Annotated in this window: 21 protein-coding genes; 12 read left to right on the forward strand and 9 right to left on the reverse strand. The window is 71.3% G+C overall.

Translation table 11 applies throughout. The annotated features are described in order from the left end of the window. Positions 1 to 29: 29 nt before the first annotated feature. Positions 30 to 1,124 carry a bifunctional succinyldiaminopimelate transaminase/glutamate-prephenate aminotransferase gene (locus tag ACFZBP_RS32950; RefSeq protein WP_391418568.1) on the forward strand — a complete coding sequence of 365 codons (1,095 nt, stop codon included), beginning with the start codon at positions 30 to 32 and terminating at the stop codon, positions 1,122 to 1,124. A gap of 140 nt (positions 1,125 to 1,264) precedes the next feature. Here ACFZBP_RS32950 and ACFZBP_RS32955 read toward each other — a convergent pair whose 3' ends face one another. Beyond that, positions 1,265 to 1,741 (reverse strand): hypothetical protein, encoded by a 477-nt coding sequence (locus ACFZBP_RS32955; protein ID WP_062718214.1) that lies wholly within the window; start codon positions 1,739 to 1,741, stop codon positions 1,265 to 1,267. Positions 1,742 to 2,125: 384 nt separating this feature from the next. Next, complete coding sequence (locus ACFZBP_RS32960; RefSeq protein ID WP_391418571.1) at positions 2,126 to 3,112, reverse strand: heavy metal transporter; 987 nt, start codon at positions 3,110 to 3,112, stop codon at positions 2,126 to 2,128. Between the two features lie 96 nt (positions 3,113 to 3,208). Here ACFZBP_RS32960 and dapE point away from each other — a divergent pair, with 96 nt between their 5' ends. Further along, entirely contained in the window at positions 3,209 to 4,288 is a 1,080-nt protein-coding gene (gene dapE, locus ACFZBP_RS32965; RefSeq protein WP_391418573.1) for a succinyl-diaminopimelate desuccinylase, read from the forward strand. A gap of 124 nt (positions 4,289 to 4,412) precedes the next feature. Beyond that, positions 4,413 to 5,171: a TIGR00730 family Rossman fold protein gene (locus ACFZBP_RS32970; RefSeq protein ID WP_383457729.1), complete on the forward strand. Its 759-nt coding sequence runs from the start codon at positions 4,413 to 4,415 to the stop codon at positions 5,169 to 5,171. A 266-nt stretch (positions 5,172 to 5,437) separates the two neighbouring features. On the opposite strand, the gene folP is transcribed toward ACFZBP_RS32970, so the two are convergent. Further along, entirely contained in the window at positions 5,438 to 6,298 is an 861-nt protein-coding gene (gene folP / locus ACFZBP_RS32975; protein ID WP_391418576.1) for a dihydropteroate synthase, read from the reverse strand. A gap of 154 nt (positions 6,299 to 6,452) precedes the next feature. Here folP and ACFZBP_RS32980 point away from each other — a divergent pair, with 154 nt between their 5' ends. Together ACFZBP_RS32980 and ACFZBP_RS32985 are read left to right on the forward strand one after the other, a co-directional pair. Further along, positions 6,453 to 6,803 (forward strand): DivIVA domain-containing protein, encoded by a 351-nt coding sequence (locus ACFZBP_RS32980; RefSeq protein ID WP_383458055.1) that lies wholly within the window; start codon positions 6,453 to 6,455, stop codon positions 6,801 to 6,803. Next, the gene (locus ACFZBP_RS32985; protein WP_383457723.1) at positions 6,800 to 7,387 is read left to right on the forward strand and encodes a DNA-3-methyladenine glycosylase I; all 588 of its coding nucleotides are present in this window, start codon (positions 6,800 to 6,802) and stop codon (positions 7,385 to 7,387) included. Before ACFZBP_RS32980 ends, ACFZBP_RS32985 begins: the two co-directional genes overlap by 4 nt. A gap of 95 nt (positions 7,388 to 7,482) precedes the next feature. Here the strand turns inward: ACFZBP_RS32985 and ACFZBP_RS32990 are convergent, their stop codons facing one another. Beyond that, positions 7,483 to 8,286, reverse strand: coding sequence for an enoyl-CoA hydratase-related protein (locus tag ACFZBP_RS32990; RefSeq protein WP_391418579.1), 804 nt, complete (start codon positions 8,284 to 8,286; stop codon positions 7,483 to 7,485). 376 nt (positions 8,287 to 8,662) lie between these two features. Between ACFZBP_RS32990 and ACFZBP_RS32995 the strand changes: the two genes are divergently transcribed. After that, on the forward strand, positions 8,663 to 8,830 hold the full coding sequence (locus ACFZBP_RS32995) for a DUF3117 domain-containing protein (RefSeq protein WP_003966491.1): 168 nt from the start codon (positions 8,663 to 8,665) through the stop codon (positions 8,828 to 8,830). 84 nt (positions 8,831 to 8,914) lie between these two features. Here the strand turns inward: ACFZBP_RS32995 and ACFZBP_RS33000 are convergent, their stop codons facing one another. Next, positions 8,915 to 9,613: an O-methyltransferase gene (locus ACFZBP_RS33000; RefSeq protein ID WP_383458053.1), complete on the reverse strand. Its 699-nt coding sequence runs from the start codon at positions 9,611 to 9,613 to the stop codon at positions 8,915 to 8,917. Between the two features lie 235 nt (positions 9,614 to 9,848). Between ACFZBP_RS33000 and sigE the strand changes: the two genes are divergently transcribed. From sigE to ACFZBP_RS33025, 5 genes are all read left to right on the forward strand, one after another. Further along, positions 9,849 to 10,547, forward strand: coding sequence for an RNA polymerase sigma factor SigE (sigE, locus tag ACFZBP_RS33005; RefSeq protein WP_383458051.1), 699 nt, complete (start codon positions 9,849 to 9,851; stop codon positions 10,545 to 10,547). After that, complete coding sequence (locus ACFZBP_RS33010; RefSeq protein ID WP_391418581.1) at positions 10,544 to 11,521, forward strand: zf-HC2 domain-containing protein; 978 nt, start codon at positions 10,544 to 10,546, stop codon at positions 11,519 to 11,521. The genes sigE and ACFZBP_RS33010 overlap by 4 nt, the downstream gene beginning before the upstream one ends. Positions 11,522 to 11,864: 343 nt before the next feature. Beyond that, on the forward strand, positions 11,865 to 13,862 hold the full coding sequence (locus ACFZBP_RS33015; protein WP_391418584.1) for a trypsin-like peptidase domain-containing protein: 1,998 nt from the start codon (positions 11,865 to 11,867) through the stop codon (positions 13,860 to 13,862). Between the two features lie 218 nt (positions 13,863 to 14,080). Beyond that, positions 14,081 to 14,527 carry a sec-independent translocase gene (locus tag ACFZBP_RS33020; protein ID WP_391418587.1) on the forward strand — a complete coding sequence of 149 codons (447 nt, stop codon included), beginning with the start codon at positions 14,081 to 14,083 and terminating at the stop codon, positions 14,525 to 14,527. 228 nt (positions 14,528 to 14,755) lie between these two features. Beyond that, positions 14,756 to 15,424: a hypothetical protein gene (locus ACFZBP_RS33025; RefSeq protein ID WP_383457704.1), complete on the forward strand. Its 669-nt coding sequence runs from the start codon at positions 14,756 to 14,758 to the stop codon at positions 15,422 to 15,424. 129 nt (positions 15,425 to 15,553) lie between these two features. On the opposite strand, the gene ACFZBP_RS33030 is transcribed toward ACFZBP_RS33025, so the two are convergent. The 3 genes from ACFZBP_RS33030 to ACFZBP_RS33040 are packed head-to-tail and all read right to left on the reverse strand — an operon-like array spanning position 15,554 to position 18,612. Further along, positions 15,554 to 16,687: an Mrp/NBP35 family ATP-binding protein gene (locus ACFZBP_RS33030; RefSeq protein WP_383457701.1), complete on the reverse strand. Its 1,134-nt coding sequence runs from the start codon at positions 16,685 to 16,687 to the stop codon at positions 15,554 to 15,556. Between the two features lie 43 nt (positions 16,688 to 16,730). Beyond that, positions 16,731 to 17,327: a DUF1003 domain-containing protein gene (locus ACFZBP_RS33035; protein ID WP_383457699.1), complete on the reverse strand. Its 597-nt coding sequence runs from the start codon at positions 17,325 to 17,327 to the stop codon at positions 16,731 to 16,733. Beyond that, positions 17,317 to 18,612 carry a magnesium transporter MgtE N-terminal domain-containing protein gene (locus ACFZBP_RS33040; protein ID WP_062718168.1) on the reverse strand — a complete coding sequence of 432 codons (1,296 nt, stop codon included), beginning with the start codon at positions 18,610 to 18,612 and terminating at the stop codon, positions 17,317 to 17,319. The genes ACFZBP_RS33035 and ACFZBP_RS33040 overlap by 11 nt, the downstream gene beginning before the upstream one ends. Before the next feature lie 219 nt (positions 18,613 to 18,831). Here ACFZBP_RS33040 and ACFZBP_RS33045 point away from each other — a divergent pair, with 219 nt between their 5' ends. After that, complete coding sequence (locus ACFZBP_RS33045; protein ID WP_383457696.1) at positions 18,832 to 19,578, forward strand: hypothetical protein; 747 nt, start codon at positions 18,832 to 18,834, stop codon at positions 19,576 to 19,578. Between the two features lie 118 nt (positions 19,579 to 19,696). Here the strand turns inward: ACFZBP_RS33045 and ACFZBP_RS33050 are convergent, their stop codons facing one another. After that, positions 19,697 to 20,206, reverse strand: coding sequence for a hypothetical protein (locus tag ACFZBP_RS33050; protein ID WP_383457693.1), 510 nt, complete (start codon positions 20,204 to 20,206; stop codon positions 19,697 to 19,699). Positions 20,207 to 20,225 lie beyond the last annotated feature (19 nt).

Below are 20,225 nucleotides of genomic sequence, written 5' to 3' on the forward strand. Positions count from 1 at the left end.
CGGCAGTACCAGAAAGTGAGCGAGATTCCGTGTCCGCAGTCTCCGACCGCCTTCCGACCTTTCCCTGGGACAAGCTGGAGCCGTACAAGAAGACGGCCTCCGCGCACCCGGACGGCATCGTCGACCTCTCCGTCGGCACGCCGGTCGACCCGGTCCCCGAGCTGATCCAGAAGGCCCTGATCGACGCGGCGGACTCCCCGGGCTATCCGACGGTCTGGGGCACCCCGGCGCTGCGCGACGCGATCACCGGATGGGTGGAGCGCCGCCTGGGCGCCCGCGACGTCACCCACCGCCACGTCCTGCCCATCGTCGGCTCCAAGGAACTCGTCGCCTGGCTCCCCACCCAGCTGGGCCTCGGCCCCGGCGACCGGGTGGCCTACCCGCGGCTGGCGTACCCGACGTACGAGGTGGGCGCCCGCCTCGCCCGTGCGGACCACGAGGTCTACGACGACCCTACGGAGCTCGACCCGCGGGGCCTGAAGCTCCTCTGGCTTAACTCGCCGTCGAACCCCACGGGCAAGGTCCTCTCCAAGTCGGAGCTCACCCGCATCGTGGCGTGGGCCCGATCGCACGGCGTCCTGGTCTTCTCCGACGAGTGCTACCTGGAACTGGGCTGGGACGCCGACCCGGTCTCGGTCCTGCACCCGGACGTCAACGGCGGCTCGTACGAGGGCATCGTCGCGGTGCATTCGTTGTCGAAGCGCTCGAACCTGGCGGGCTACCGCGCCGCGTTCCTGGCCGGCGACCCGGACGTCCTCGGCCCCCTCCTCCAGATCCGCAAGCACGGCGGCATGATGACGTCCGCGCCGACCCAGGCGGCCGTCGTCGCGGCCCTCGGCGACGACGAACACGTCCGCGTCCAGCGCGACCGCTACGCCGCCCGCCGCGACGCCCTCCGGACGGCCCTGGAGTCCCACGGCTTCCGCATCGAACACAGCGAGGCCAGCCTCTACCTCTGGGCCACCAAGGGCGAGTCCTGCTGGACCACCGTCTCCGCCCTGGCAGACCTCGGCATCCTCGTGGCCCCGGGCGACTTCTACGGCGAGGCCGGCGCCCAGCATGTACGCGTCGCTTTCACGGCGACGGACGAACGGGTACGGGCAGCGGTACAACGCCTGACGTAGCTCCCGCTCAGGCTGTGCCCGGGGCGGTCAGAACACGCCCCGGCCCCTGCCGACGTGGGCGAACGCCGGCACGCGCAAAGGCCGACGGGGCCCAGGAACTCCCTGGACCCCGCCGGCTCAGACCAGGCGTCAGCCGAGTGTCAGCTGAGGGGCAGGCCCTGCACCGGCAGCGAACCGGTCGCGGGCACGCCGCCCTGCGTGGCCGTACCGGCCGCCTCGCCGAGGACGGACCCGACCGACCCGGCCACACCACCGGCGGTCTGCTGCGCCGCGGGCGTCGCCTTCTTGGCGACCTTGCCGCCGGCCTTCGTCGCGGTCGGCACGGCCTTCTTCGCGGCCTTGCCGCCGGTCTTGGTCACCTTGTCGCCGGCCTTCGTGGCGGTCGGCAGCGCACCGTCCACCGCGGTGTCGACGGCGCCACCCGCGATCCCGGTGGCGTTGGTGGCCGCGCCGTCGACGACGCTCGCGCCGTCCAGGGCGGTCAGCCCACCGACCTTGGTGGCGTCGGGCAGTTCGGGGGCCGCGCTGGCGGAGCCGGCCGCACCGACCCCGGCAGCCGCTCCCGCAGCGACGATCAGCGCGGCACGGGCGATCCGGCGGGTCAGGGGGAGGGACATGATGCTCCTTCGACGGGTATGTCGGATGAGAACGATGAAGTGTCCGACCGCACCCGGCAGTTGACCGACTGGCTGTTGATCTCCGGGCTCGGACGCAGTGACTACCGCTCGAAGCCCGTGAAGGTTGCGGCGCCGCAATGTAAAGAGTTGGCAATGCGTCGCATTATCGCCTGCGGATAAATACGGGCAAAAAGATCCTCGCCGGAAAGCCCGCCGAATCCTTACAGCCCTTGATTCCCAAGGGCTTCCGCCGATATCGGGGTGACCGCGCGGAAACCTGCCCACCCCGTCGCCGACCGACACCTCGGGTGATCCTCACGAGTGAGCCGCCGAACTCCTGCACGTACGGCCCACGCGTACGACGACGGGCACGCGTGGCAGGTCCTAGTGGGTCGTCACGATCCGGACCGAGCCCAGCCCGCTCTCCGCCCCCGACGAACCCGACGCCGACGTCGTCGTCCGCCACTGGCTGTCGGTGTTCCCGGCCGTCCACTCCCGCCCGGCGTACGCGACCCGCTTGATGTGCAGATCGGAGGCGTTGGCCACAGCCCAGTGGGCCAACTGCCAGCCCCGCTCACGGACGCCGCGCCCGGCGCCGGAACCCGAGTCGCCGGTCACCGGCAGCAGCACGGTCTGCCCGTCGCGCTGGATCACCGTGGGCGTGGGCGAGGGCGCGGTCTTGCGGTCGCCCACCGCGGCCCCGGCCGACTGGAGCGCGTCCTGCCCGAAGTCCCGTACGAGCGCGGCCCGTACGGCGTCCGGACCCGAGGCCCGCGCGGCACCCGGACGGCCCTCGCAGGTCAGCGTGGCCGCCGAACGCCCGGTGAGGGCCGCGGCCAGCAGCGTCGCGTCCGGCTCGTGCTTGGCGTACGCCTCCGGGAAGCCGCTGCGCTGGACGCGCTGCGCGGCGACGGTGAGCGGCAGCTCCGTGTAGCCGCGGACCTTGACCAGGTGCTCGTAGAAGATGCCCGCCGAGTAGATCGGGTCCTGGATCTGCTTCTCCGTGCCCCAGCCCTGCGAGGGCCGCTGCTGGAACAGGCCCAGCGAGTCACGGTCGCCATGGCTGATGTTGCGCAGCCCCGACTCCTGCAGCGCCGTGGCGAGCGCGATCGTCACGGCCCGCTCGGGCAGCCCGCGACCGGTGCCGACGGCGGCGATGGTCGCCGCGTTCACCGCCTGCTCCGGCGTGAAGTCGTACCGCGCCCCGTCGCCCTTGCCCGAGACGACCTCGCAGCCCGGTGTGCCCGTGCCGCCGGTGACGTACTGCACCGCGAGATATCCCGCGACGGCGAGCAGGACCACGAAGGCCGCCCCGCGACGGAGGAGGCGGCCACGGCGACGGTGTTTCGGAGAAGGTGACAGCTCTGGCACGCCCTACAAGGTAGCTGAGGTTACTGAGGGGTATTGGCCTAGTCGAAAATCGGTGGGAAAAGTGGGGTGGCGGCCCGGCGGGTTAGGGTCGGATCCATGGCCGACACCTCCCTTGACCTCACGCTGGACGCCGCGAAGCTCACCGCGCAGCTCGTCGACTTCCCCTCCGTCAGCGGCACCGAGCAGCCCCTCGCGGACGCCATCGAGACCGCCCTGCGCGCTCTGCCCCACCTGACGGTCGACCGGTACGGCAACAACGTCGTGGCGCGCACGAACCTCGGCCGGCCGGAGCGCGTGATCCTCGCCGGGCACATCGACACGGTGCCGATCGCGGACAACGTCCCGTCGAGGCTGGACGAGGACGGCGTGCTGTGGGGGTGCGGCACCTGCGACATGAAGTCGGGCGTCGCGGTCCAGCTCCGTATCGCCGCCACGGTCCCGGCCCCCAACCGCGACCTGACCTTCGTCTTCTACGACAACGAAGAGGTGACCGCGGACCTCAACGGCCTCAAGCACATCTCCGAGGCCCGCCCCGAGTGGCTGGAGGGCGACTTCGCGGTCCTCCTGGAGCCGTCGGACGGCGAGGTCGAGGGCGGCTGCCAGGGCACGCTCAGGGTGCTCCTGAGGACCAAGGGCGAGCGCGCCCACTCCGCGCGCGGCTGGATGGGCTCGAACGCGATCCACGCGGCCGCCCCGATCCTGGCGAAGCTGGCCTCGTACGAACCGCGCTACCCGGTGATCGACGGCCTGGAGTACCGCGAGGGCCTGAACGCGGTCGGCATCCAGGGCGGCGTGGCCGGCAACGTCATCCCCGACGAGTGCGTCGTCACCGTCAACTTCCGCTACGCGCCGGACCGCACCGAGGAGGAGGCCGTCGCGCACGTCCGTGAGGTCTTCGCCGACTGCGGCGTGGAGGAGTTCGTGGTGGACGACCACAGCGGCGGCGCGCTACCCGGCCTGTCCCACCCGGCGGCCGCGGCGTTCATGGCGGCGGTCGGGGGCACGGCCCGCCCCAAGTACGGCTGGACGGACGTCTCCCGCTTCTCCTCCCTGGGCATCCCCGCGGTCAACTACGGCCCCGGCAACCCGCACTTGGCGCACAAGCGGGACGAGCGCGTGGAGACGGCGAAGATCCTCGCGGGGGAGGAGCGGCTGAGGGATTGGCTCACGGCGTAGCGGCACGCCGGGGGCGGCGCTTCACGGCGGTCATGCTCACGTCCCCCGTCCGTAACCCACGTGGATCTACGCTGAGGTGGAACGACCTGCAACACTCGCAGGCCCCGCAGCGGAGGGAGCGCACATGGCTACCGGCAACCCCGAGGGGAAGAAGCAGCCACCGTCGGAGCAGCGTCTGGGACCGGTTCTCCGGAGGCGGGACCAGGTGACGGCGAGCACGACCGACCAGCGGCTGCTGGACGCGGGCGGGCCCTCCGACTGGGTCCACACCGACCCCTGGCGGGTCCTGCGTATCCAGTCGGAGTTCATCGAGGGCTTCGGCACCCTCGCCGAACTCCCGGCGGCGATCAGCGTCTTCGGCTCGGCCCGCACGCCGGCCGACTCTCCCGAGTACGACGCGGGAGTCCGCCTCGGCCGAGGCCTGGTCGAGGCCGGCTTCGCGGTGATCACCGGCGGTGGCCCCGGCGCCATGGAGGCCGCGAACAAGGGCGCCTGCGAGGCGGGTGGCATCTCGGTCGGCCTCGGCATCGAACTGCCCTTCGAGCAGGGGCTCAACCCGTACGTCGACATCGGTCTGAACTTCCGGTACTTCTTCGTCCGCAAGATGATGTTCGTCAAGTACGCCCAGGGCTTCGTGGTCCTCCCCGGCGGCCTCGGCACCCTCGACGAACTCTTCGAGGCCCTCACCCTCGTCCAGACCCAGAAGGTCACCCGCTTCCCGATCGTCCTCTTCGGCAGCGAGTACTGGGGCGGCCTCGTCGACTGGCTCAAGAACACCCTCATCGCCCAGGGCAAGGCCGCAGAGAAGGACCTCCTCCTGTTCCACGTCACGGACGACGTGGACGAGGCGGTGGCCCTGGTCTCCAAGGAGGCGGGACGCTAGCGCTGGGCTTGAGCGGCCGAACTCGACAAGCCCCTGGGGTTCCACCCCGGACCCCGCCGGGCTCCGCCCGCGCCGTGACGGCTGACGGCGGCTGCGCGGCCACCGCCCGGCGGGGGCTGGTCGCGCAGTTCCCCGCGCCCCTAGAGGCACTCAGCCCCTCCGGCGTTTGAGGAGCGGGGGTCCAAGGGGCTCCGCCCCCTGGCGGGGTGAAGGGGCGGAGCCCCTTCGAGGATGGGACGTGTAGGGGCGGCGGGGGCGAGGAAGCGCTACGCCAGCCCCCGCCGGGCCACCGCCGGAGCCCGATGCCCCGCGATCGACGCCACCATGTCCAGCACTTGCCGCGTCTCCGCCACCTCGTGGACCCGGTACACCTGGGCCCCCAGCCAAGCCGACACCGCAGTCGTCGCCAGCGTCCCGACCACCCGCTCCTTCACGGGCTTGTCCAGGGTCTCGCCGACGAAGTCCTTGTTCGACAGCGACACCAACACCGGCCACCCCGTCGACACCATCTCCCCGAGCCGCCGAGTCGCCTCGAGACTGTGCCGGGTGTTCTTCCCGAAGTCATGCCCCGGATCGATCAGAATCGACTCCCGCGGCACCCCCAACGCCAACGCCCGCTCCGCCAACCCCACGGTCACCCGAAGGATGTCGGCCATGACATCGTCGTACGCCACCCGATGCGGCCGAGTCCGAGGCTCCGCACCCCCGGCATGCGTACACACCAACCCCACCCCGTACCGCGCGGCGACCTCCGCGAGCCCGGGATCCACCCCACCCCACGCGTCGTTCAGCAGATCCGCCCCCGCCTCGCACACGGCCGCCCCCACCTCGGCCCGCCAGGTGTCCACGCTGATCACGACGTCCGGGAAGCGCCGCCGCACCTCCGCCACGAACCCGACCGTCCGCCGCGCCTCCTCCTCGGCGGTCACCTCTTCGCCGGGCCCGGCCTTCACCCCACCGATGTCGATGATCGCGGCGCCCTCCGCCACGGCCTGCTCCACGCGCGCGAGGGCCGGCTCGTCCCGGAACGTCGCCCCTTGGTCGTAGAAGGAGTCCGGGGTCCGGTTCACGATCGCCATGATCACCGGCTCGTGCGTGTCGAACTCACGCCTGCCCAGCCTGAGCATCCCCTGTGACCTCTCCCTGTCTGTCCTGGCACGTCCTGGCCTTTCGGCCGCCCGCGACCCTAACTGTCAGAGTCGCATGGCACGATCGGACACTGACAGACCCGACCGCTCGTATTCACCGACTGCACCGACCGTGGGGGCCGCCGCGATGGTTATGTTCTTCTTCCTGGTCATCGCGCTGGCCGTGGTGGTCGCCGCGGTGACACTCGCCGTGGTGGGCGGCGGCGAGGGCAGCGGTCCGCTGCCGGAGGCCGCCCCGGAGCGTCTGCAGGACCTGCTGCCGCCGGACCGCCCGCTCGACCGCGCGGACATCGACAGCCTCCGCTTCCCGCTCGCCGCCCGCGGCTACCGCATGTCCGACGTCGACGACGCCCTCAGCCGCCTCGCCGCCGAGCTCGCCGAGCGCGACGCCCGGATCGCCGACCTGGAGTCCGCGCTGTCCGGCGCGCGGGCCTCGTCCGGCCAGGTGTCGATGGAGAAGCCCGCCCAGGAGGACCAGCAGTGAGCGACGGCACGGCCCTCGCCGGCCCGGACGGCGCCCTGCGCTGCCCGTGGGCCCTGTCCACCCCGGACTACGTCACGTACCACGACGAGGAGTGGGGCCGCCCGGTCCACGGCGACGACGCCCTGTTCGAGCGCCTCAGCCTGGAGGCCTTCCAGTCGGGCCTGTCCTGGATCACGATCCTGCGCCGCCGCGAGGGCTTCCGCGCCGCCTTCGCGGGCTTCGAGATCGCCAAGGTCGCGACCTTCACGGACACCGACCGGGACCGTCTCCTCACCGACGAGGGCATCATCCGCAACCGCGCCAAGATCGACGCGACCCTCGCCAACGCCCGCGCGCTGGCCGACTGGCCCCCGGGTGAGCTGGACTCCCTGATCTGGTCCCACGCGCCGGATCCGGTGACTCGTCCGGCCCCGAAGACCCTGGCGGATGTCCCGGCGATCACCCCGGAATCAACGGCCCTGTCCAAGGCCCTGAAGAAGCGCGGCCTACGCTTCGTAGGCCCGACGACGGCATACGCCCTGATGCAGGCGTGCGGCCTGGTGGACGACCACTTGGAGACATGTGTCGCGAGAAGCGCCCTCTAGGGGCGCGGGGCCGTGTCGATATGCGGTTCCGCCGCGGGGGGCGCGACCAGCCACATCGGATTCGCGGTCCCCCACGGCGCTACGGCCCCTCGGACCTATCGGCCCAAGTACTTGGGCTTCTCCTTGTTCACAAACGCCTGCACAGCGATCGCATGGTCCTCGGAAGACCCCGCCCGAGTCTGCAGCTCGTCCTCCTTCTCCAAGGTCTCCGCCAAGGAGTGCGACATCCCGAACGCCACCGCCTCCTTGATCGCCCCGTACGCCACCGTCGGCCCCTCGGCCAGCGCCCGCGCCACCTTCTCAGCCTCCGCGCGCAGGTCGGCCGACGGCACGACCCGGTTCGCGATCCCCAGCTCGTACGCCTCCTGCGCCTTGATGTTCCGGGGGAAGAGCAGCAGGTCAGCGGCCCGCCCCGGCCCCACCACACGCGGCAGCGTCCACGAGATCCCGGAGTCCGCGGTCAGCGCGACCCCCGCGAAGGACGTGTTGAAGGCAGCCGTGTCCGCGACCACTCGATAGTCCGCGGCCAGCGCGAAACCGAAGCCCGCCCCGGCAGCGACCCCGTTCACCCCCGCCACCACGGGCTTGCGCATCTCGGTCAGCGCCCGCGTGATCGGGTTGTAGTGCTCCCGCACCGTACTCATCGTTTGCCGGGACCCGGTCTCCCGATCCGTCAGCAACAGCCCGATGTGCTCCTTGAGGTCCTGTCCCACACAGAAGGACCGGTCCCCGGCAGCGGTCAGCAGCACGGCGCGCACGGCACTGTCGTCCGCCGCGGAGCGAACCGCGTCCCGCAGGGCGACCTTGGTCTCGACATTCAGCGCGTTCATCGCCTCGGGGCGGTTCAGCGTGATCGTCGCGAGTCCGTCGCTCACTTCGTAGAGCACGGTGTCGGCCATGGGGTGTCCCCTCCGCTGTCGTGGCTTGGGCGTACTGGTCGGTACGCGCCTGTCTGAAGGACAGCATGGCGGAGATCACCGACAACGGCCCTGACCGGACGTGTGACCTGCGTCAAAGAATTCGTGTCCGGCTCCGTTCGGCGAAAGGGAGTGCGGCGGCGCAGTATCGCAGTCACATCGCCGAATTGAGTGGTTTTGCTCGCGCGCGTTGCCCAAGCGATGCCGACTGATGTTGGTCATCGGGTCCTGAGATGCGGGATAATGGCTTGGAAGCAATGTGTTCGATGCCGGTGTCGCGTGTCTCATGTCAGACGCGCGTGCCCTCCATGGGGCCGTCGGCTTTGACGATGAGCTGGTTTCAGGAAGGGGAACGAGCATGGCGGCCATGAAGCCGCGAACGGGTGATGGCCCGCTCGAGGTGACCAAGGAGGGGCGGGGCATCGTCATGCGCGTTCCGCTCGAAGGCGGCGGTCGGCTCGTCGTCGAGCTGACCCCGGACGAGGCCGACGCGCTCGGCGACGCCCTCAAGAAGGTCGTCGGCTGACGCGGCAGCGACCCTACCCTTTCGGCGACCCCGGCATCGCACATGGTGCCGGGGTCGTTGCTTCCCCCGCCACTCGCCTCGCGGTCAGCGCTTGACCGCGCACAGCAGGCCGTCCCCGACCGGCAGCAGCGACGGCACCAGCTCCTGGCTCTCGCGCACCGCGCGCAACAGCTCCCGGATACGTATGACCTCGGTGGGCTGAGGGCCCGAGTCGACCGTGCGGCCGTTGGCGAAGACGCCCTCGAAGACGACGAGGCCACCCGGACGCAGCAGGCGCAACGATTCAGCGAGATATTCGAGAAACTCGAGCCGGTCACCGTCACAGAAGACGAGGTCGTAGCCGGAGTCCGCGAGGCGGGGCAGGACGTCCAGGGCGCGGCCCGGGATGAAGCGGGCGCGGTTGCTGGCGAAGCCGGAGGCACGGAAGGCCTGGCGGGCGAACTGCTGGTGCTCGGGTTCGGGGTCGACGGTCGTCAGGACGCCGTCGGCGCGCATGCCGTGCAGGAGGTGGATACCGGAGACGCCGGTGCCGGTACCGATCTCCGCCACCGCCTTCGCGTCCACGGAGGCGGCCAGCAGTCGCAGCGCGGCGCCCGTGCCGGGCGACACCGAGCGCAGTCCCGCCTCACGGGCCCGGTCCCGGGCCCAGCGCAGGACGTCGTCCTCGGCGACGTAGGCGTCGGCGAACGCCCAGCTCGTCTGCCGGTTGCCGGTAATGGCCCTCTCCTGTCCCCGTGGTTGCCTGGGCGTGACTGTATCCGTTGCGGCCGGGAACCCGCAGATGGGACCGGGCGTTTAGAGGGGTGGGAAGACGACCGGGGGGACACAGTTGGATCACGATGACGAGCGGGGCGGCGAGCAAGTGCTGACGCACGCGCATCAGCCGTGCCAGCCCAGATCAAATTCTCGTAAAACCGCTTATCCGGAGCTAACGGGCGAGGTGGCTATGGTAGGGGCTCCACTGGACACCACCAGAGCCGATAGGGGAGGTGCGGCTGCGCCTGTGGATCGGGGAGGAGTGCTGCGGCGCTTCCTCGGATCGGCGGGCAGGCCGAAATCCGTGAACGACACCGCTGACCACAGCCACGCCGGCGACTACGCCCAGACCGCGACCTTCTCCACCCACGCGGACGGGCAGGCGTGGACTCCGCCCACCTGGGAGGAGATCGTCAGCACGCACAGCGGTCGCGTCTACCGACTGGCGTACCGCCTCACCGGCAACCAGCACGACGCCGAGGACCTGACGCAGGAAGTCTTCGTCCGCGTCTTCCGCTCCCTGTCGACGTACACGCCGGGCACCTTCGAGGGCTGGCTGCACCGCATCACCACCAACCTGTTCCTGGACATGGTCCGCCGCAAGCAGCGCATCCGCTTCGACGCACTGGGCGACGACGCGGCCGAGCGGCTGCCCAGCAGGGAGCCCACGCCCCAGCAGGTCTTCAACGACGCGCACTTCGACGCCGACGTCCAGCAGGCCCTCGACACGCTCGCGCCCGAGTTCCGCGCCGCGGTCGTCCTGTGCGACATCGAAGGACTGTCGTACGAGGAGATCGCCGCGACCCTGGGCGTCAAGCTCGGCACCGTCCGGTCCCGTATCCACCGCGGCCGCTCGCAGCTGCGCAAGGCCCTCGCCCACCGTTCCCCGGAGGCGCGCGCCGAGCGTCGCTCCTTCGTGCCGCGTGTGGCCGCTCTGGGGGGAGGGGGCGCGACCGCGTGAGTGGCTCCCGACCCAACCCGGCTGAACGGCTCCTCGCCGAGCAGCACCTTGGCGACCGACTCTCCGCCCTCGTCGACGGAGAGCTCGGTCATGAGACGCGTGAGCGCGTCCTGGCACATCTGGCGACCTGCGCCCGGTGCAAGTCCGAGGTCGACGCCCAGCGCCGGCTGAAGAACGTCTTCGCGGAGGCGGCCCCGCCGCCTCCCTCCGAGAGTTTCCTGGCCCGTCTCCAGGGACTCCCCGGTGGAGGTGACCTCGACGGCGGCGGCTCGCCGCTCGGCGGGGGAGGGTTCGGCGGACTGTCGGGACGACCCGGGTCCTCCGGGGCCTTCGGCATGAAGCGCGGTGACCGCTTCGAGTTCGACTACGTCCCCTCCCGTGCACCCGGCTCCGCGTTCCCCGCCACCGACAGCGGCTTCCGCACCCACCCCGTGGGCCGTCAGGACGCCGACCGCTCCGCGTCCTCCCGGATGCGGTTCGCGTTCGTCGCCGCGGGCGCGGTCTCGCTGGCCGCCATCGCGCTGGGCGGTGTCACATCGAGCGCGCCGATCGACGCGGAGGCCCGCGGCGGCTCGGGCGGCAGCAATGTGACGCCGGCCAGGACCCAGGGCACCGGCGCCGCGACGACAGCCGAGAACCAGCGCCGCCGCGCCGTCGGCCCGCTCCTCGCGCAGGGCCAGGGCACCGCCGACACCCCGGTGGCCCCGACCGAGGTGTCGGCGCCGCTCCTACCCGGCATGCCGGCCCAGCCCGTCGACGCGGACCTGCACACCCTGACGGCTCCCGTGGTGGCCGGCGCGGCCGCCATGTCCCCGTTGATACGCCCGCTCAGCGCGAACCCGCCGCTCGCCCTGACGGCATGGTCGACGACCCCTGGAATCACCCAGACCCCCGATCTGTTCGCCGCGCCCGTCCCCGACGCGATCTCCTCCCCCTCCACCTCTCCCTCCATCTCTTCGGGCACCGGCCACTGACCCGGCCTCTGCGCAGCGGCCCACGAACCTGGTTGAATCCGGGGGTGGGCCGCGCGCCGTGCCGGTGGGCCGGGCGCGGAGTCGTGGAACTGCGGCCGCCGTTGACGCCGCGTGCCGGATGGGGGAGGTAGGACGGGGTCGCCCGGTTCCCTGAGGGGAACTCGAGTGCGACAGCGCAGAGTCGAGTAGGCATGCGGACGCCGGAGCGTTCCCGGTGGCGGCCTGCCGTGAAACCAGGGTCGCCCGCCTCCGCCGACGCGGCGCCGTTCGGTTCCCGGGCGGGTGCGCCCCGGAGCGAAGCGTCCTACTCGAGCCATGGTCAGCAGCGAGCAGGAAGCAGAGCATGAACGAGGGGAAGCCCGCGAAGGCGAAGTGGTGGAATCGACCCAGACCGCAGGGACCTTCGGGCCAGGCGGACGGGGAGGCACCGACGTCGGACGAGTCGAGCGGGGCCGAGCCGGTCGTAGCGGCGGCGCCTGCAGACGCCGTCGAGCGGGACCGGGTCGGTGACACGACCGGTGACACGGACGGCGACTTCGAGCTGGCGCGTCCCGCGGTGGGCAAGGCCGGTGACGGGGCTTCGGACGACGGCGACTTCGAGCTGGCGCGCCCCCTGGCGAGTACGGCGACCAGTGGCGCGGCCCTGCCCGAGGGCGACTTCGAACTGGCGCGACCGGCCGGGGCGCCCGAGGCGTCCGTCCCTACTGGCACTGCCCCTACGGCCCCCGCCCTTACTGCCGCCGCCCCCGCAGACCCCAACGACGCACGCCCCAAGCCCCTGCACGACCCCGACCCCTACAGCACCCCGCCCTACGGTGAGCCCGGCCCCTGGGCCCCCGCCCCGCCGGTCCAGCACCCGGCGACCACACCGGCGCACGGGACGGCCGTACCGCCGCCGCCCCCACCGACGCATGGCGCGCCCGTGCCCGTGCCCGGCCCGCCCGCAGTGTCCGCACCCCCAGCTCCGGCCCCGACCCCGGTAGCCGCCGAATCCGTCCCCGCTCCTGTCCCGGCCCCCACCCCCCTCCCGACCCCCACCCCCGGCATCCCCGCCCAGGCAGGGCCCTCCGCCCCCGACGCCCCCGCCGAAGCCACCGTGGTCCCCGCCTACACCGAAGCCCCGCCCCCCGCCAACCCCTGGCAGAACTACGACCCCTGGTCGCACGAGGCCCACCCCGGTGCGCCCCTCCAGCAGAACGGCGCCGCGGTCCGCACCCAGGAGCAGCGGCACAGACGGGGCATGAAGGTGCTCCTCGTCGGCGCAGTGCTGCTCGCGCTCGTCTCCGGAGGCGTCGGCGGGGTCGTGGGGGCGTATCTGGAGCGCAACGGCGGGGTGGGGGACGTCGAGCTGCCCCAGGCCGAAGCCGAGCCCGCCGGGCGGGCGCCGGACAGTGTCGCCGGGATCGCCGCGCGGGCCCTGCCCAGCGTCGTGACCCTGCATGTCAGCGGGAGCGACGAGCAGGGCACCGGGACCGGGTTCGTGCTCGACGACCGTGGTCACATCCTCACCAACAACCACGTCGTCGAACCCGCGGGCGACGACGGCGAGATATCGGTGACCTTCCACAGCGGGGACACCGCCAAGGCCACCGTCGTCGGCCGCGACGGCGGCTACGACCTCGCCGTCGTCAAGGTCACCGGCGTCAGCGGCCTCAAGCCCCTGCCGCTCGGCAACTCCGACAACGTCCAGGTCGGCGACCCGGTCGTCGCCATCGGCGCCCCCTTCGACCTGGCCGGCACCGTCACCTCCGGCATCATCAGCGCCAAGGAGCGGCCCATCACGGCCGGCGGCGAGAGCGGGGACGCGAGCGACGTGTCGTACGTGGACGCGTTGCAGACCGACGCGCCCATCAACCCCGGCAACTCCGGCGGCCCGCTCCTCGACGCCCGCGCCCGGGTCGTCGGCATCAACTCCGCGATCCGTTCCGCCGACAGCGGTTCCGACCTCGACGGCGGCCAGGCCGGCTCCATCGGCCTCGGCTTCGCCATCCCGGTCAACCAGGCCAAGCGGGTCGCGGAGGAGCTGATCAACACCGGTCGGGCGACCCACCCGGTCATCGGCGTCACCCTCGACATGGACTACACCGGCGACGGAGCCCGCGTCGGCACCAAGGGCAGCGGCGGTGGCTCCGCGGTCACCGCCGGCGGCCCCGGTGACAAGGCCGGCATCAAGCCGGGCGACGTCATCACCGAGGTCGACGGCCAGCGCGTCCACTCCGGCGAGGAACTCATCGTCAAGATCCGCGCCCACCGTCCCGGCGACCGGCTGGAGCTGACCCTGGAACGCGGCGGCAAGGAGCGGGGGATCTCGCTGACGCTGGGCTCCTCGAGTGGGGACTGAGACTCACAGAAACCTCACACCGAACGTCGCCGGGCCGCCCCACTTATGGCCTGACAAGGCAAACAACCCGGAAAACCGCACGCCTACCCGCATTCGGAGGCCTCGGGACAGTACCGGTCGTAGCGGATCGCCGGGTACCGTGGAGCCGGCCCGGACCACGGAAGACCCGCATTCGACCACTGAGGGCCGAGGGCCGAGGACATCGCAAGGAGCTTCAGGTGTTCAATGACATAGGACCTCTCGAGCTGGTGACGCTCGTCGTCCTCGCCGTGCTCGTCTTCGGTCCGGACAAGCTCCCGAAGATGATTCAGGACGTCACGCGGACGATTCGCAAGATCCGCGAGTTCTCGGAGAGCGCCAAGCACGACATCCGGTCGGAGCTCGGGCCGGAGTTCAAGGACTTCGAGTTCGAGGACCTCAACCCCAAGACGTTCATCCGTAAACAGCTGGACAACGACGAACTGGGCATCAAGGAGATCCGCAACGGCTTCGACCTGAAGAAGGAGATGGCCGAGGTCGCCGACGCCGTCCACGGCCGCGAGACGGAATCCTCGTCCTCCTCTTCGTCGTTCTCCTCGGGTTCTTCCAGCGGCACCGTCGACATGACGAAGAAGCCCGAGAAGCCCCGCGACGAGCGCCCGCCGTACGACGCGGACGCCACCTGAGCCGTACGAACACGCGGGCGGGACACCGCTCGTACGTGACGCTTCTCATACTCCGCCCGGGTCGCGCACGGCCTGAACGCGCCCTCTGCGTGCCCCGCGCGCCGGGCGGTTTCCCTGCCGCTCGGAGCGGTGTGGCTATGCTGCCGATTTGTTGTGCGGACCGGACGAGTACGCCCGAAGGGGGGCGGGCCGGGCTGGTCCGGCGAGAACGAGGAGGCGTCCGGGCACATGGAGACGACGAGTCAGACGACGAGTCGGGCAGTCGCGCAGGAACCGGCCGTGGAGAGCGGACAGCAGCTCGCCTCCGCCCGGCGCACGGTTGACGGCTACCTGCTGGCGCCCTTCCCGTGGTACGGCCTCGACGAGGCCTTCACGGGACCGCGCTGGCTGATGCAGGTCGGCACGGCGGCCGACGGGACCGTGGAACACGGGTCGACCGGGCACGGTGACGAGCCCTCCGTACGCAACGAGGCGACGGAGGACCGGGAGAAGTTCGCGGTGGTCGTGACCGTCGCGGCGAATCCGTCCCGGCGCAGCGCCGACGGTACGGGGCTGCTGGAGGCCACGTCGGTGTCCTCGGCGGCCTGGCTCGCGGGGGTGGGACTGCTGTCCTTCACCTGGCCGGGGCAGATGGACCACTCGCTGCGGGACGACTGGCTGGAGCAGCAGACGGAGACGGCGTGGGCGCTGGCCGACGATCTGGACGGACCTGACTGGTCGATGCTGTCCCTGCCGGTGGACGGGGTTCCGACGCCGTTCCACTACCGGGAGTCGGAGTTCGGGTGGGTGCTGGCCGGCTCGACTCAGCAGGGGGTGCATGTGGGGGCGTACGGGCGCGGTATGAGTGCGTACGGGTTGGGCTTCGCCATGATCAAGGATATTTCCGCGTACGCATGATGAAAGGGCGCCGCGGGTTGTGCGGCGCCCCTTCGCCTTGGGGGTCTGTGGCGTCTTGCGGCTGCGGGCCCGTGGGGGTTGCTCGCGCAGTTCCCCGCGCCCCTGACGGGGCGCTCCCGCGAGGCCCCTCTAGAACTTGTTGCGCGGCGTGATGCCCAAGGACAGGCCCGACAGGCCCCGCTGGCGTCCGCCCAGCTTGCCCGCGATGGCGCGCAGCGCGGAACCCGCCGGGGAGTCCGGGTCCGTCAGGACCACCGGCTTGCCCTCGTCGCCGCCCTCGCGGAGGCGGACGTCGATGGGGATGTTGCCGAGGACCGGGACCGTCGCACCGGTCGTGCGGGTGAGGCCGTCGGCGACGACCTGGCCGCCGCCCGTGCCGAAGACGTCGACCATCTCGTCGCAGTGCGGGCAGGGCAGGCCGGACATGTTCTCGACCACGCCGACGATCTTCTGGTGGGTCTGGACGGCGATGGAGCCCGCCCGCTCGGCCACTTCCGCGGCCGCCTGCTGCGGGGTCGTCACGACCAGGATCTCGGCGTTCGGGACCAGCTGGGCCACCGAGATGGCGATGTCACCCGTACCCGGAGGCAGGTCCAGGAGCAGGACGTCCAGGTCGCCCCAGTAGACGTCCGCCAGGAACTGCTGGAGCGCCCGGTGGAGCATCGGGCCGCGCCACACGACCGGCGCGTTGCCCGGCGTGAACATGCCGATGGAGATGACCTTCACACCGTTCGCGGACGGCGGCATGATCATGTTCTCGACCTGGGTCGGACGCCCGTCGGCGCCCAGCATGCGCGGCACGCTGTGGCCGTAGATGTCGGCGTCGACGACGCCCACCTTCAGGCCGTCGGCCGCCATCGCCGCGGCCAGGTTGACCGTCACGGAGGACTTGCCGACGCCGCCCTTGCCGGACGCGACCGCGTAAACACGGGTCAGCGAGCCCGGCTTGGCGAAGGGGACCTCGCGCTCGGCGCCACCGCCGCGCAGGGCGTTCGCCAGCTCCTTGCGCTGCTCGTCGCTCATCACGTCGAGCGTGACGTCGACCCGGGTGACGCCGTCGACCGCGGAGACGGCGTCCGTCACACGCTGCGTGATCGTCTCGCGCATCGGGCAGCCGGAGACCGTCAGGTACACGGTGACCGCGACCGCACCGTCCGCACCGATCTCCACCGACTTGACCATCCCCAGTTCGGTGATGGGGCGGTTGATCTCGGGGTCGTTCACCGTCGCCAGTGCCTCGCGCACCGCGTCTTCCGTAGCCATAAGGACGATGGTACGGCCCGGTAGCCGTGCCCCGGAAAGCCTGTCAGCGGTCGTCTACGTCACGTCCCGGCGACCGATCTGCCGGGAATACCCCGGGCTCGCGGTGACCGTTCGGCCGCTCCTCCAGTTCTTTCATCAGGTCCTGGAGCTCCGAGCGCATCCAGTCACGGGTGGCGACCTCGCCCAGACCGATGCGCAGGGCGGCGATCTCCCTGGTCAGGTACTCGGTGTCGGCGATCGACCGCTCGTTCTGCTTGCGGTCCTGTTCGAGGTTGACCCGGTCGCGGTCGTCCTGCCGGTTCTGCGCCAGCAGGATCAGCGGGGCGGCGTACGAGGCCTGCAGGGACAGGACCAGGGTGAGGAAGATGAACGGGTACTCGTCCCACCGAAGATCGATCGGTGCGGCGATGTTCCACAGCACCCACACGATGATCACGACCGTCATCCAGACCAGGAACCGCCCGGTGCCGATGAAGCGGGCGATCCGCTCCGACAGCCGTCCGAAGGCCTCCGGGTCCCACTCGGGCAGGATGCGGCGGCGCGGCGGCCGCGGTTGGTCCAGGCGTGCGCGGGGCGCCCGGGTGGCCGCGGTGGCGCCCGACGCCACGCGTTCGCGCGTGCCCTCCCGCTCAGGAGCCATGCGCCACCACCCCCTCACCCGTGTCCTCGTCCAGGTGGAACTCCGTCTCCCGCCAGTCCTCGGGCAGCAGGTGGTCCAGTACGTCGTCCACGGTCACCGCGCCCAGCAGCGACCCGGACTCGTCGACCACGGGCGCCGCGACCATGTCGTACGTCGCGAAGAACCCGGCGACGACCGGCAGCGCCGCGTCCGGGTCCAAGGCCTCCAGAGCCTCGTCGACCATCGAACTGACCAGCGTGTACGGCGGGTCGCGCAGCAGGCGCTGGAAGTGGACCGTGCCCAGGTACTTGCCGGTGGGCGTCTCGTCGGGCGGTCGGCAGACGTAGACCTGGGCGGCGAGGGCGGGGGACAGGTCGGGGTTGCGGACGCGGGCGAGCGCGTCGGCGACGGTGGCGTCGGGCCGCAGGATGATCGGCTCGGTCGTCATCAGCCCGCCGGCCGTGTGCTCCTCGTACGCCATCAGACGGCGCATGTCGGCCGCGTCGGCGGGCTGCATCAGGCTCAGCAGCCGCTCCTTGTCGTCCTCCGGGAGCTCACCGAGCAGGTCGGCCGCGTCGTCCGGGTCCATGGCCTCCAGGACGTCGGCGGCCCGCTCCTCCTTCAGCTTGCCGAGGATCTCGATCTGGTCGTCCTCCGGGAGCTCCTCGAGCACGTCGGCGAGGCGGTCGTCGTCCAGGGCGGCGGCGACCTCGGCGCGGCGTTTGGGGGAGAGGTGGTGCAGGACGTTGGCGAGGTCGGCCGGGCGCAGCTGTTCGAAGGTGGCGAGGAGGCTCTCGGCGCCCTGTCCCTTCTCCTCCAGGGAGAAGCCGGTGACCGCCGACCACTCCACGGTCAGCGACTCGCCCTTGGCCCGCCGGAAGGCACCGCTGCGACCGCCCTTGCGTACGAATACCTTGTCGATCTCCCAGTCCCGGCGGGCCGGTAGCTGCCCGACCGACAGATCGAGGACGGTGACCTCCTCGCCGGTCTCGACGAGGGTGACCCGGCGGTCGAGGAGCTCGCCGAAGACGAGGCGCTCGGTGGGGCGCTGTTCGAAGCGGCGGACGTTGAGCACACCGGTGGTGATGACCTGGCCGGACTCGATGCTGGTGACGCGGGTCATGGGCAGGAAGATGCGGCGCCGGGTGGAGAGTTCGACGACGAGGCCGAGCAGCCGTGGCGGACGCCGGCCGACGCGCAGCATGACGACCAGATCGCGCACGCGGCCCACCTGGTCGCCGTTCGGGTCGAACGCGGCGACGTCGGCGAGGTGCGAGACGAAGATCCGGGGAGCGCCCGCTGCCATGGCTGAGGCTCCTTTACGTGCGGGGTGTGCTGTCGCTGTCGCGGCCGTGCTGCCGTGCCGCATTTCCGAATTGCCCGCTCGGGTGAGCTTCAGGCTAGCCCGTCCGGATCCGATACGCCCTGGTGAGCGGTCCGGACGGACTGGCTCCGCCGCTACCCCGACTCACCGGTACGCTGCGGTACGCCGACCGGGTCCCACAACAGAAAGGCAGCCCCACCTGTGACTGCGATTCCTCAGGGTCGTACTCGCCGGGCCGCGATGGCGAGCGCCGTGTGCGCGCTGGTCGTGTCGGGAGCAGGACTGACGGGATGCAGCGAGGACCCGGACGAGGGCACCAACGGGGTCGGCAAGCTGCCGGCCGCCGAGATCCAGCGCAAGACCCGTACGGCCGCCGACTCGGCGGACGCGGTCCATCTCGCCGGGAACGTCGTGGCCGGCGGGCGCACCTACAAGCTCGACATGCAGCTGAAATCCGACGGTGGGACCGGCTCGGTCAGCGCGCAGGGGGCCACCTTCCAGCTGCTGCGGATCGACGAGCAGCTGTACCTGAAGGCCGACGCCGGCTTCTGGAGCGACGCGGGCAGCGACGGCAAGGCGGACGCCGGGGCCGTGGACAAGCTGAACGGCAAGTACGTGAAGGTGCCGCAGGGCGACCCGACGTACAAGAAGTTCAGCGGCTTCACCGACAAGGGCCTGCTCCTGGACGGCCTGCTGACCCTGCACGGCCAACTGGCCACGGACGGCCACCACGAGCAGGCGGGCACCCGCACCATCCGCATCACCGGCGACAAGGGCTCCGGCGGCACCCTGGACGTCTCCCTGGAGGGCGACCCCTATCCCCTCCGACTGACCCGCGCGGGCGACGGAGGAGCCCTGACCTTCTCCGACTGGGGCAAGGACTTCCCCCTGGAGAAGCCGAAGAAGAACGACACGGTGGACTACGGCAAGCAACTACCGACCTCGTGACCACCCCCTAAGGAGCGCGGGGCTGTATCGATATGCGGCTCCGCCGCGTGGGCGCGACCAGTCACGACGGACCCGCACAAAGTCAACGACCTGTCGCGGCACCCCCCCAGCGGAGCGCTCAGCGACGCTTCCGCTTGAACAACAACCGGGGCACCCCCGCCGGGATCGGCTGACGCGTGGTCGCCGGCGACGGCACCGGCGCCTCAGCCAACGACCCGTCCGGCAGCGCCCCCACCGCACCGGTCGGCTCCAGCCGCAGCACCCGGCACTCGCGCGCCCAGCGGGACGGCATCGCCTCGCCGTCGGGGGCGTTCAGCCGCTTGCCCTTCAGCTCGGCGACCGTGGCCTCCCACGCCTCGGAGCCCGACACGAGCTCGACGACCTTCGCGCTCCAGGAGACCAGCCGGCCCCCCTTGTCCTTGCTGCGCACGGTGATCTCGGCGGAGCCGCCGTCGGCCAGCCCCGGCAGCGGCTGCTCACCCGGACCGTCGCCGACGACACACGCGGCACCCTCGTGCCACACGTGCCACAGCGCCCGGGCCGGGACACCGGGGCCCTTGACCCAGATGAGGCCGGACTTCTTCGTGGCCTCCTCGACGAGGGCCTGGTCGAGCAGCTCGCTTGTCATGGCCCCCAGCCTATCCAGC

It is taken from the genome of Streptomyces sp. NPDC008086 (assembly GCF_042957325.1).
In the GTDB taxonomy this organism is placed as follows: domain Bacteria; phylum Actinomycetota; class Actinomycetes; order Streptomycetales; family Streptomycetaceae; genus Streptomyces.

Excerpts from the sequence above, each read along its gene's own strand:
- folP (WP_391418576.1), bottom strand. The coding sequence starts at position 6,298 with ATGCTCAGGCTGGGCAGGCGTGAGTTCGACACGCACGAGCCGGTGATC.
- ACFZBP_RS32980 (WP_383458055.1), top strand. The coding sequence starts at position 6,453 with ATGTTCTTCTTCCTGGTCATCGCGCTGGCCGTGGTGGTCGCCGCGGTG.
- ACFZBP_RS32990 (WP_391418579.1), bottom strand. The coding sequence starts at position 8,286 with ATGGCCGACACCGTGCTCTACGAAGTGAGCGACGGACTCGCGACGATC.
- ACFZBP_RS33040 (WP_062718168.1), bottom strand. The coding sequence starts at position 18,612 with ATGGCAGCGGGCGCTCCCCGGATCTTCGTCTCGCACCTCGCCGACGTC.
- ACFZBP_RS33035 (WP_383457699.1), bottom strand. The coding sequence starts at position 17,327 with ATGGCTCCTGAGCGGGAGGGCACGCGCGAACGCGTGGCGTCGGGCGCC.
- ACFZBP_RS33025 (WP_383457704.1), top strand. The coding sequence starts at position 14,756 with ATGGAGACGACGAGTCAGACGACGAGTCGGGCAGTCGCGCAGGAACCG.
- ACFZBP_RS32970 (WP_383457729.1), top strand. The coding sequence starts at position 4,413 with ATGGCTACCGGCAACCCCGAGGGGAAGAAGCAGCCACCGTCGGAGCAG.
- ACFZBP_RS32955 (WP_062718214.1), bottom strand. The coding sequence starts at position 1,741 with ATGTCCCTCCCCCTGACCCGCCGGATCGCCCGTGCCGCGCTGATCGTC.
- ACFZBP_RS32995 (WP_003966491.1), top strand. The coding sequence starts at position 8,663 with ATGGCGGCCATGAAGCCGCGAACGGGTGATGGCCCGCTCGAGGTGACC.
- ACFZBP_RS33050 (WP_383457693.1), bottom strand. The coding sequence starts at position 20,206 with ATGACAAGCGAGCTGCTCGACCAGGCCCTCGTCGAGGAGGCCACGAAG.
- ACFZBP_RS33030 (WP_383457701.1), bottom strand. The coding sequence starts at position 16,687 with ATGGCTACGGAAGACGCGGTGCGCGAGGCACTGGCGACGGTGAACGAC.
- ACFZBP_RS33015 (WP_391418584.1), top strand. The coding sequence starts at position 11,865 with ATGAACGAGGGGAAGCCCGCGAAGGCGAAGTGGTGGAATCGACCCAGA.
- dapE (WP_391418573.1), top strand. The coding sequence starts at position 3,209 with ATGGCCGACACCTCCCTTGACCTCACGCTGGACGCCGCGAAGCTCACC.